The organism is Streptomyces sp. NRRL S-378 (assembly GCF_000720645.1).
Lineage (GTDB): Bacteria > Actinomycetota > Actinomycetes > Streptomycetales > Streptomycetaceae > Streptomyces.
On the sequence record NZ_JOBX01000069.1, the window covers coordinates 36112 to 47792 of the forward strand.

At 72.0% G+C, this 11681-nt stretch carries 6 protein-coding genes and 2 pseudogenes; 6 read left to right on the forward strand and 2 right to left on the reverse strand.

All coding sequences use genetic code 11. The features are described 5' to 3' along the window. The first annotated feature begins 218 nt into the window (after nt 1–218). The 4 genes from IH80_RS0132595 (at nt 219) to IH80_RS0132610 (ending at nt 4157) form a co-directional block, all read left to right on the forward strand. A complete protein-coding gene (locus IH80_RS0132595; protein WP_030965272.1) occupies nt 219–1043 on the forward strand; it encodes an AfsR/SARP family transcriptional regulator in 825 nt (274 codons plus the stop codon). 466 nt (nt 1044–1509) lie between these two features. Beyond that, nucleotides 1510–2295, forward strand: a complete 786-nt coding sequence (locus IH80_RS0132600) for an AfsR/SARP family transcriptional regulator (RefSeq protein ID WP_051810197.1) — start codon at nt 1510–1512, stop codon at nt 2293–2295. A gap of 360 nt (nt 2296–2655) precedes the next feature. Then, nucleotides 2656–3498, forward strand: a complete 843-nt coding sequence (locus tag IH80_RS0132605; RefSeq protein WP_030965276.1) for a metallophosphoesterase family protein — start codon at nt 2656–2658, stop codon at nt 3496–3498. Continuing rightward, nucleotides 3495–4157: a 4'-phosphopantetheinyl transferase family protein gene (locus IH80_RS0132610; protein ID WP_030965277.1), complete on the forward strand. Its 663-nt coding sequence runs from the start codon at nt 3495–3497 to the stop codon at nt 4155–4157. Before IH80_RS0132605 ends, IH80_RS0132610 begins: the two co-directional genes overlap by 4 nt. A 116-nt stretch (nt 4158–4273) precedes the next feature. On the opposite strand, the gene IH80_RS0132615 is transcribed toward IH80_RS0132610, so the two are convergent. Further along, nucleotides 4274–5668 carry a class II 3-deoxy-7-phosphoheptulonate synthase gene (locus IH80_RS0132615; RefSeq protein ID WP_030965278.1) on the reverse strand — a complete coding sequence of 465 codons (1395 nt, stop codon included), beginning with the start codon at nt 5666–5668 and terminating at the stop codon, nt 4274–4276. Between the two features lie 141 nt (nt 5669–5809). Then, nucleotides 5810–6646, reverse strand: a complete 837-nt coding sequence (locus IH80_RS0132620; protein WP_030965280.1) for a shikimate dehydrogenase family protein — start codon at nt 6644–6646, stop codon at nt 5810–5812. 188 nt (nt 6647–6834) lie between these two features. Here IH80_RS0132620 and IH80_RS47485 point away from each other — a divergent pair. Together IH80_RS47485 and IH80_RS47490 are read left to right on the forward strand one after the other, a co-directional pair. After that, nucleotides 6835–9033: pseudogene (locus IH80_RS47485) on the forward strand (AMP-binding protein); the annotation flags it as partial. A 135-nt stretch (nt 9034–9168) separates the two neighbouring features. Then, nucleotides 9169–11681: pseudogene (locus tag IH80_RS47490) on the forward strand (beta-ketoacyl synthase N-terminal-like domain-containing protein); the annotation flags it as partial.

The following is an 11681-nucleotide window of genomic DNA, read 5'->3' on the forward strand; positions in this document are numbered from 1 at the left end:
CACCCCTGTCCACGGGTGTTTGTGTGGAGCTGGGGGCCGCGTTCCGGGGAGTGCCCACCCCCGTGGGCGGACGCCGAGCGGCGGGTGGACGGAGGACCCTGATGACTGAAACCTTCCCTCGATGATTGACAAACCGACTGCGCTGTTTTTTTATCGGTGCGGTCCGGTTGTGGTTGTACGCCGGAAGCCGGCCTCTGGGCGGACTGTTGGGGGAGAGCGTGGACATCGAAGTGCTCGGCGGGCTGTCGGTACGCATGAACGGGGTGTCGATCACTCCGACAGCGCCGAAACCGCGGCGTGTGCTGGCGCTGCTCGCGCTCCACGCGGGACAGGTGGTCCCGGTGACGGTCCTCATGGAGGAGCTGTGGGGGGCCGCGCCGCCGCGCAGCGCGCGCACCACCCTGCAGACCTACATCCTGCAGCTTCGCGAGCTGATCGCCGAGGCCCTCGCCCACGGTGATGACGAGCGGTGCACGGCGAAGGACGTCCTCGCGACGCTCCCCGGGGGGTACCGCCTCGAAGCGGGCGGCGGCTCCCTCGACTTCCGGGAGTTCGAGCGCCGTGCGGCGGCCGGGTACCGGGCCATGGACGCCGAGGACTACGCGGGCGCGTCGCGCCGCCTGTCCGACGCCCTGTCGCTGTGGACCGGGGCCGCGCTGGCCGACGTGCAGCCCGGAGTCCGTATCGGTACGGAGGTCAAGCGGCTCGAAGAGGCCCGGCTGTGCGCGCTCGACCAGCGCATCGAGGCCGACCTGCACCTCGGGCGGCACCGCGAGCTGCTCTCCGAGCTGACGGTCCTGGTCAGCCTGCATCCGACGCACGAGAGCCTGCAGGGCCAGTTCATGCTGGCGCTGTACCGCTCGGGCCGGCGTGGCGAGGCCCTCGACGTCTACCAGCGGCTGCGTGCGACGCTGGTCTCGGAACTCGGCCTGGAGCCCGCGGCATCCCTCGTCCGGCTGCAGCGCTCCATCCTCATGGCCAATGCCGGCACCCGGCCCGCGCAGCCGGCCGCCGCCGGGCGCGAGTTGGCCCAGGTGAACTGAACCCGTCTCCCCGCGAGCGGCGCACAGAGCGTGCCCCGCCCCGCCCCGCCTCGTCCCGCCCCGCCTCGTCCCGTCCCGCCCCGTCCCGCCCGGTCCGCCGGCCGGGGCGGGGCGCGTTCGTTTGTGCGGGCCCTGCCCGGGCCGCTGTAGCCCGCACCCAGCACCCCGCGCTTCGCACCACGCACCACGCACCACGCACCACGCACCACGCACCACGCACCCCGCACCCCGCACCCCGCACCACCAGCGGTAAACATACCGGTACTGCGGTTTATTGCCCGCAGTGGAGCGCGCGCCACAAGACGGCAAAAATGCGTGAGATAGGACATTTGCCCATGCTGGATTGGCTGATGACGGGCCGATCTCGCGGTGCCTGCGCCGACGGACAGCGCCATCGGGCTTGACAAACAGTCTGCGCGGTTTGTTTTATGGGTGTGTTGCTAGAGACGTCACAGCAAGTGGGGGCATGATGCTGTTCAACCTTCTCGGTCCGCTCGAAGTGGTCACCGCCGAGCGCGCCCTGCCGCTCGGCGGTGTCATCCAGCGCGCCACCCTCGGCTACCTGCTGCTCAACCCCAACAAGGTCGTCGCGACGAGCCGCCTGGTGAAGGCGCTGTGGGGCGACGACGCGCCGATGACATCGCGCAAGATGGTTCAGAACGCCGTCTCCGGCATCCGCCGGCTTCTGGAGGAGCCCGGGGCCGAGGCCCTCGGGACGCGTCTGGCGACGGCCCCGTACGGCTACCAGTTGCACATCGACCCGGACACCGTCGACGCCGCGCGCTTCCGCCGCCTGGCGGCCCGGGGACGCGGCGAGCTGGCCGCCGGGTTCCCGGACCTGGCGGTCGACACCCTGGCCGAGAGCCTCGACCTGTGGCGGGACTCCGTACTCGCCGACCTCGCCGAGAGCGGCATCGCATGGCCCTCCTTCGCGCAGCTCGAGCGGGAGCGCCTGGCAGCGTACGAGGACTGGGTCACGGCCGGTCTGGAGCTGGGCCGCCACCACGAGCTGGTCGCCGACCTGGAGGAGATGGGGGCGGCGGTTCCCACCCGTGAGCGGATCTGCCGCCACCTGATGGTGGCGCTCTACCGCTGCGGCCGTCAGTCCGAGGCGCTCGTCGCCTATCGGCGCACCCGCCATGCCCTCGTCGAGGTCCACGGACTCGACCCGACCCGTGAACTGCAGGAGCTGGAGCGGGCGATCCTCAACCACGAGCCGAGCCTGCTCGGCCGTCAGCCGCAGCTCGCATGAACCGTCGCCATGACGGAATACAGGGCGCTGCGCCCTCGAAGTGTCGGGGGAATTAGGGGATCCCCTGGTCGCTCCGGACTTCTAGATTTTCGCTAGTTATGAGTTCGCGGCCTGCCAGGGAGGGGTAATCATGCCCGCTCGACCGTCCGACACCGTTGCCGTGCTGAACCGCGGCTTTTCGTCGGGAGATTCATGGGCCGAGGGTGGAAGTGATCTCTCTGCAGCGCTCGATGCCGTGATCGGTATATTCACGGGAAATCTCCACGGACGTTTCGCCGTGTCTTCCGCTCCTCAGGAGGCCGTCCCGGAGGGGGCGCGGGGTACCGCGGCGGCCTGGAACCGCCTCGCGTACCTCTCCGAATGAGCGCGCGCCTCCTGGCGCTCAGTGATCTGCATGTGGCGTACCCCGAGAACCGGTCGGTGCTGGAGGACGTGCGCCCCACGTCCGCGGACGACTGGCTGATCGTCGCCGGCGACGCGGGCGAGGTCACTGCGGACGTGCAGTCGGCGCTGGCCCTGCTGGCCCGCCGGTTCGCGCAGGTCATCTGGGCCCCGGGCAACCATGAGCTGTGGACGCACCCCAAGGACCCGGACACCTCGCGGGGCGAGGATCGCTACCTGCGCCTCGTCGAGTTCTGCAGGTCCATCGGGGTACTGACGCCTGAGGATCCGTACGCCGTCTGGACCGGCCCCGGCGGGCCCGCCGTCGTGGCGCCGCTGTTCCTGCTCTACGACTACACCTTCCGCGCACCCGGCACGGACACCAAGGAGCAGTCGCTCGCCCGCGCGCACGAGGCGGGCGTGGTGTGCAGCGACGAGTACCTGCTGCACCCCGATCCCCACCCCACCCGCGAGGCGTGGTGCCGGGACCGGCTGCAGCGGACCCGCGAGCGGCTCGACGCGCTCGAGGGCGACCTGCCGGTGATCCTGGTCAACCACTTCCCGTTGCGGCGGCACGAGACCGCGATCCTGCGCCACCCCGAATTCGCCCAGTGGTGCGGAACCGAGGAGACCGACGACTGGCATCTGCGGTACGGCGCCTGCGCAGTGGTCTACGGACACCTGCACATTCCGCGCACCACATGGCACGACGGGGTGCGCTTCGAGGAGGTCTCGCTCGGTTACCCCCGGGAGCGGCGGCGGTACGCGACCGTGCGCCCGTGGCCCGTTCAGATCCTGCCGGCGACGGGAGGCGGCCCGTGATCGCATCACTTCTGCCGCCGGCCGTGGCCTTCGCGGAGGAGTTCGGGGACCCGCCCGGCGGTTTCCTGTTCGCCGAGGAAGCGGAGCTGGTGGCCAGGTCGGTGCCGCTCAGGCGCCGCGAGTTCACGACGGTACGGGTGTGTGCCCGGCGGGCCCTGGCCGAACTGGGCCTCGGCCCTTCGCCCCTGCTGCCCGGGCCCCGCGGTGCTCCGCGGTGGCCCGAGGGGGTCGTCGGCAGCATGACGCACTGCGTGGGCTACCGGGGCACCGTGGTCGCGCTGGACCGGCACGTCACCGCGATCGGCATCGACGCGGAGCCGGCAGAGCCGCTCGCGGACGGCCTGCTGGAGGCGATCGCGCTCCCGGTCGAGCAGGCGCACGTCCGCAGGCTGTCGCGGGCCCGGCCGCAGATCGCCTGGGACCGGCTGCTGTTCAGCGCCAAGGAGTCCGTCTACAAGGCGACGTTCCCGGCGACGGGGGTACGGCTCGACTTCTCCGACGCGTCGATCACCATCGACCCTTTCAACGGAACGTTCCGGGCCCGGCTGCTGGTGCCGGGACTGGTCGTCGGCGGCCGCTGGTACGACAGCCTCGACGGCCGGTGGAGTGCGACGGGCGGGCTGCTGCTCACCGCGATCACGATCGCGGACGACGGCTGAGTCCGGAGCCGGCCGTGCCCGCCCGGGCGGGGCCCGGCCGGGAACGGGGGCCCGGCCTCGGCCCGGGCACACGGAAGGGGGGTATCCGGACGTTCCGGATACCCCCCTTCACCGCGTCACCCCTGGAGCATCTCGGCCACGAGGAAGGCCAGCTCGACCGACTGCTGCGGATTGAGCCGCGGGTCGCAACTGGTCTCGTAGCGCTCGGCGAGGGACTCCTCGTCGATCTCCTGCGCACCGCCCAGGCACTCGGTGACATCGTCGCCGGTGAGCTCGATGTGCAGGCCGCCCGGGTGGCTGCCCAGGGCGTGGTGCACCTCGAAGAAGCCCTTGACCTCGTCGATGATCCGGTCGAAGTGGCGGGTCTTGTAGCCGCTGGCGGCCTCGTGGGTGTTGCCGTGCATCGGGTCGCACTGCCAGATCACCCGGTGGCCGGATGCCTCGACCTTCTCCACGATCGCGGGCAGCACGTCGCGGACCTTCCCGTTGCCCATCCGCGTGATCAGCGTGAGCCGGCCGGGGACGTTGTGCGGGTCGAGCCGCTCCACGTACTCGACGGCCTGTTCCGGGGTGGTCCCCGGGCCGAGCTTGAGACCTATGGGGTTCGCGAGCATGGAGGCGAACGCCACGTGGGCGCCGTCCAACTGCCGGGTGCGCTCCCCGATCCACAGGAAGTGGGAGGAGAGCCCGTAGAGCCGCCGTTCGCCGTCGGGCGAGCCCGCCCAGCGCAGCAGCCCGTCCTCGTACTCCAGAAGCAGCGCCTCGTGGCTGGCGTAGATGTCCGTGGTGTGCAACGCGGCATGGTCGGAGCCGGCGGCGGAGATGAAGGCCAAGCCCCGGTCGATCTCGCCGGCCAGTGCCTCGTAGCACTCACCGGCGGGCGAGGTCCGTACGAAGTCCCGGTTCCAGTCGTGGACGTGGCGCAGGTCGGCGAGACCGGAGCCGGCCATCGCACGGACCAGGTTGAGCGAGGACGCCGAGTTGGCGTACGCGCGGAGCATGCGGCCGGGATCGGGCACCCGGGCGCCGGGCGTGGGTTCCAGGGAGTTGACGATGTCGCCGCGGTAGACCGGCAGGTCGAGGGCGTCGGTGGCGTTGGAGCGGGGCTTGGCGTACTGGCCGGCGATGCGGCCCACCTTGACCACCGGGACACTGGCCGCGTAGGTCAGGACGACGGCCATCTGCAGCAGGGTGCGGATGTTCGCGGTGACGTGGGACTCGGTGTTGCCCGCGAAGGTCTCGGCGCAGTCGCCCGCCTGGAGCAGGAAGGCCCGGCCGCGAGCCACCTCCGACAGCAGGCCCTGGAGTCGGTCCACCTCGCCCGGTACGACCAGGGGCGGCAGTTCCCGCAGTGTGTCCCGCGCCTCGACGGCGCGTCGGGGGTCGGGCCACTCGGGCTGCTGGGCTGCGGGCAGGGCCAGCGCCGCAGCAACCTTGGCGTCAATGTCTTCGGGGATTCGCGGTGCGGAGGCCGGATCTGCCGCCCTCGCGTCGCCGATCGTCGGGTTCATACGCGCAGGCTAAGAAGGGCATGGCAACGGGGCGGGAACCCGCCGGGCACTGCCCGCGAACCCCGGCTCCCGGGGCCGTGGGCGGCGGCCCCGGGAGGGGTGCGGCGGCCCCGGGCGGGGTGCGGTTCTGCCCGTCGCGGGTCAGGCTCCGACGGGAGCGGGCCGCCGCAGTCCGAAGAAATCCAGGTACATCTCCAACTGGTGCGCCAGCATGTGGTGGCCGTGGTGCACCGGCAGCCCCCGTGCGGCCGCCGCCTTGAGCAGCTCCGTCTCACGCGGAGTCATGATGATGTCCGCGACCAGGGTCCCGTCGGCCAGCGCGGCCGGGTCGAAGGGCAGCGGATCCCCCGTTCGCAGGCCCACCGGGGTCGCGTTGACCACGATGTGCGCCGAGCCGAGGGCATCCTGTGCACCGGCGACGACCCGCCCCGGGGCGTACCGGGACAGCCGGTCCACGACCGACTCCACGCGTGCGGCGTCGTGGTCGAACACGTCCAGGCGGTCCACCCCGGCCGTCGTCAGCGCGGCGGCGATCGCGCCTCCCGCTCCTCCCGCACCCACCAGGGCGACGCGCCGGCCCGTGGGGGGGTGACCGGCTCCGACCAGTCCGGTCACGAATCCGGCGCCGTCGAAGTTCTCCCCGTACCAGCGGCCGTCCTCCCCCCGCCGCAGCGCGTTGGCGCTGCCCGCCAGTTCCACGGCGGGGCTGTTGACGTCGGCGAACCGCCGCACGGCGTCCTTGTGCGGAACGGTCACGAGCAGCCCGTCCACGTTGCGGGAGCGCTGCAGGCCGCGCACCACCTCGCCCAGCTGCCCGACCGGCGCGTGCACCGGTACCAGCACGGCGTCTATGCCGAGTGAGGAGAACACCGGATTGAGCATCTGCGGAGCGCGGACCTGTTCCACGGGGTCGCCGAGAACCGCGAAAAGCCTCGTCTTCCCGGAAATTCCTGACGTTGCCCGTTCGGGATGTTCCATTGCATTCCTCCGGTGAAGGCGAGGCGGATGATTACCGTCGCATTGAACCCCGTACCCCTACCCCCGATCGCCGTCCCGCGTCAATCCAGGGCCCACATAGGGGGGGTGATAATGGGTCACCCGGACCCCGTGAATGTGACGCTGTGATCTCCGCATCGTGACTTTCTATTCGACGAAGGGTGTCCGCCATGCTGCGTACCGAATTGATCCGGCCGCTGCCCGAGCTGCTGAGGGTGAACGCCGATCGCTTCGGGGGCAAGGTCGCCTACCGCGACGCGCGGCGCAGCGTGACCCATGCCGAACTGGAGGAGCGCACGCGCCGGCTGGCCGGTCATCTGGCGGGACTGCGGCTGCAGCCGGGCGACCGGGCCGCGATCCTGCACGGCAACAGCGTGGAGTTCGTCGAGAGCTATCTCGCGATCACCAGGGCGGCCGGTGTCGGCGTGCCGCTCAACCCCCGCCTCACGGAGTCCGAGCTCTCCTACCTCCTCGACGACAGCGGTGCCCGTGTCGTCATCACGGAGCCCTCCCGGATCGAGCTCGTCGCCCGGCTCCTCAAGGACCGCCCCCACATCCGCGTGGTCGTCACCGGCAACGAGGGGATCCCCGCCGGCGCCCCCAAGGGCACCACCGCCTTCGAGACGCTGGCCGCCACCGAACCGGCCCAGCCCGCCCACGACGACCTCGGCCTCGATGACGTCGCCTGGATGCTCTACACCTCCGGGACCACCGGTCGTCCCAAGGGGGTGCTGTCCACCCAGCGCAACTGCCTCACGTCCGTCGCCGCCTGCTACGCGCCCATTCCGGGTCTGACCGAGCAGGACCGTGTGGTCTGGCCGCTGCCGCTCTTCCACAGCCTCGCGCACATCGTCTGCGTGCTCACGGTGACCGCCGTCGGCGCCACGGCCCGGATCGTCGACGGCTTCTCCGCCGACGAGATCCTCGACGCCGTCCGCGAGGAGAACGCCACCTTCCTCGCCGGTGTGCCGACGATGTACCACTACCTGGTCCAGGCCGCCCGTGAGCGCGGGTTCACCGCCCCGGAACTGCGCATGTGCCTGGTGGGCGGCGCCATCACCACAGCCGAGCTGCGCCAGTCCTTCGAAGAGGTCTTCGGGGCCCCGCTGCTCGACGCCTACGGATCCACCGAGACCTGCGGCTCCATCACCATCAACTGGCCCACCGGCGCGCGCGTCGAGGGCTCCTGCGGACTGCCCGTCCCCGGCCTCGGCGTGCGCCTGGTCCATCCCGAGACGGGAGTGGACGTCGCCACCGGAGAGGAGGGCGAGGTCTGGGTCAAGGGCGCCAGCGTGATGGTCGGCTACCACAACCAGCCGGAGGCCACCGCCGAGGCGATGAGCGACGGCTGGTTCCGCACCGGCGACCTCGCGCGCCGCGACGAGCAGGGCTACTTCACCGTCACCGGCCGCATCAAGGAACTCGTCATCCGCGGCGGGGAGAACATCCACCCCGGCGAGGTGGAGGAGGTCCTGCGCGGTGTGCCCGGCGTCGCCGACGTCGCGGTCGCGGGCAAGCCCCATCGGGTGCTCGGCGAGGTACCGGTGGCCTTCCTCGTTCCCGGCCCGCAGGGACTCGACCTGGAGCGCCTGTACGAGGCGTGCCGGGAGCGCCTGGCCTACCACAAGATCCCCGAGGAGCTCTACGAGATCGACCGCATCCCCCGAACCGCCTCCGGGAAGATCAAGCGGCACGTCCTGCTGGAACGCCCCGCCCGGCTGCGCGCCTCGGGCGACGGCCGCTACGAGTCCCTGTTCCGCACCGACTGGCTACCGCTGCCGTCCGTGTCCGCCCCCGAGGTCGTCCCCGGCCACTGGGCGGTCGCCGGTGACCTCTACGGCACCGGCCTGACCACCACGTTGGAGGACCTCGGCAACACGGTCGACACCCACCTCGCGCTGGGCGGGCTCGCCAACCTCGCGGAAGTGGACGGACTCGCCGGCGTCGACGCGCTCGACTCCTTCCTCGACGAACTCGCCGCAGGTGCCCCCGCCCCCGATGTGGCCATGCTGTTCCTCGGTGAGGCCGACGAGAGCACCTGCCGCCGGGCCGAGGCGATCGAGGCCCTCGTGGCCCGGGTCGCCCAGGGCCTGGACGCGTGGCTGGCCGAGGAGCGCACCGCCATGGTGCCGCTCACGGTGGTCACCTGCGACGCCGTCGCCACAGGACCTGACGACGACCTGGACGGCATGGCACACGCCGCCGTCTGGGGTCTGGTCCGTTCCTACCAGGCAGAGCACCCGGAGAGGTTCGTACTGACCGACCTCGGCGCCGACGAGAGCCTCGACGACCTCCGCACCGCCACCGCCCTCGCCACGGCCTTCGCCTCCCAGGAGCCGCAGTCGGCGATCAGGGACGGTGTCCTGCTCCGCCCGAGGCTCGTCCGCGCGTCCGTCTCGGCCGCGGGCGCCCGCGGCGCCGGCCACGGCGTCGGGTCCGGCTCCGCTCCCGACGTCACCGGAACGGTCCTGCTGACCGGTGCCGACGGTGTCGCCGCCGAGAGCATCGCCCGCCATCTCGTCGACGTGTACGGGGCCCGCCGCGTGCTGCTCGTCAGCGGTGGCGGCCGCAACGACGCGGCGGCCGCCGCTCTCCAGGCAGAACTGGCCCGCGGCGGCGCCGACGCCCGACTCGAAGCCTGCGACGTCGCCGACCGCAGGGCCGTGGGCAAGCTCCTCGCCAGGGCCGAGCCGCCCGTCACCGCGGTCGTCCACACCGCGGGCCGTGAGGACCTGGACACGGTCCAGGGCCGCCGTCTCGCCCTCCAGGGGGCGGTGAACCTGCACGAGCTGACCAAGGACTCCACGCTCGCCACGTTCATCGTGGTCCCCCCTGCCGACGGCATCCTGGGGACCCCCGGCCACGGCATGGCGGCTGCTGCAGCCGCCGGTCTCGACGCCCTCGTCGGCCACCGCCACGCCCTGGGACTGCCCGCGCTCTCCTTCGTGCTCGGCCCCTGGGACGGCGCGGCGGCCGAGACGCCCGGCCGCGCCCGGCCGACCGGCACCGGCATGCTCGCCGCGCAGGAGGCCCTGGCCATGTTCGACGCCGCGCACACCGTCGCGCAGGCACAGCTGACCGCCATACGGCCCGACATCGCCGCCCTGCCCGACGGGGAGGTGCCGGCGCTGCTGGCCGACCTCATCGACACACCGCGCACCACGGCCGTGGCTCCCGACGAGGACCACTCGCAGGCGTTCAAGGCCCGTTTCGAGGGGCACCCGGAGACCGAGCAGGACCGGCTGCTGACCGAACTCGTCGCCGAACAGGTGCGTGCCATCACCGGCCTCACCTCCTTCGACACCACCCGCAGCTTCAAGGAGCTCGGCTTCACCTCGGCGACCGCCGTCGAACTGCGCAACCGCCTCACCGAGGAGTCCGGGCTGCGACTCCCGGTCACCCTCGCCTTCGATCACCCCAAGCCCGCTGCCGTCGCCGCCTACCTGCGCAAGCGGCTGTTCGGCGGTCCGTCGGGCGAGCCCGTCGCCGACCACCCGCACACGGGGGTCTCCGACGAGCCCATCGCCATCGTCGCCATGGGCTGCAAGCTGCCGGGTGGGGTGACCTCGCCCGAGGAGCTGTGGCGGCTGGTCGCCGAAGGCACCGACGCCATCACCGAGTTCCCCGACAACAGGGGCTGGGACCTGGAGCGCCTCTACCACCCGGACCCCGCGAACCCCGGCACCTCGTACACCCGCCACGGCGGCTTCCTGCCGGAGATGGCCGACTTCGACGCCGCGTTCTTCGGGATCTCGCCCCGCGAGGCCCTCGCGATGGACCCGCAGCAGCGGCTCCTGCTGGAGACCTCCTGGGAGACCGTCGAGCGGGCCGGAATCGACCCCACCTCGCTGGGCGGCACCCACATCGGCGTGTTCAGCGGTGTGATGCACCACGACTACGCCAGCAACATCCAGCAGGTGCCCGAGGGCACCGAGGGCTACCTGGGCATCGGCACCGCGGGCAGCGTCGCCTCCGGCCGCGTCTCCTACACCCTGGGGCTGGAGGGGCCGGCCGTCACGGTCGACACCGCCTGCTCCTCCTCCCTGGTCGCCCTGCACCTGGCCGCCCAGTCGCTGCGTCAGGGCGAATGCTCGATGGCGCTCGCCGGGGGAGTGGCCCTGATGGCCACGCCGGGCGTGTTCGTGGAGTTCTCCCGCCAGCGCGGACTCGCCGAGGACGGCCGTGCGAAGGCGTTCTCGGCCGGCGCCGACGGCACCGCCTGGGCCGAGGGCGCCGCCGTCATCCTCCTGGAGCGGTTGTCGGACGCGCGCCGCAACGGGCATCCGGTGCTCGCGGTGGTGCGGGGTTCCGCGGTGAACCAGGACGGTGCCTCGAACGGTCTGACGGCCCCGAACGGTCCTTCGCAGGAGCGCGTCATCCGTCAGGCGCTGGCGAACGGTCGTCTGACCACGGCGGATGTGGACGTGGTCGAGGCGCACGGCACGGGCACCGTGCTCGGTGACCCGATCGAGGCGACGCCGACGAGCCCACCCCGCACGTCGAGTGGACCGCAGGCGCCGTCGAGCTGCTGACCGAGGCCCGCCCGTGGCCGCGGAACGGGCGTCCGCGTCGTGCCGGTGTCTCGTCGTTCGGCGTGAGCGGTACGAACGCGCACGTCGTCATCGAGGAGGCGCCCGCCGAGGAGACGGCCGCGTCCGCGGCCGGGCCCGTGGGCGGCCCGCTGCCGTTCGCGGTGTCCGCGAAGTCGGCGGAGGCCCTGCGGGCTCAGGCCGCCCGGCTGGCTGATCGCATCGAGGGCGACGGGTCGGCGCGCGCCGCGGACATCGCGTACTCGCTGGTCACGTCGCGTGCGGCGCTGGAGCACCGGGCGGTGGTCGTCGCCGCCGACTGCGCGGAGGCCGTCGCGGGTCTGCGTGCCGTCGCGGACGGGGAGGTGACGGGTTCGGTCGCCGGTACGGGCCGTCTGGCGGTGCTGTTCACGGGGCAGGGTGCGCAGCGCCTGGGGATGGGGCGTGAGCTGTACGGGGCCTTCCCGGTGTTCGCGGAGGCCTTCGAT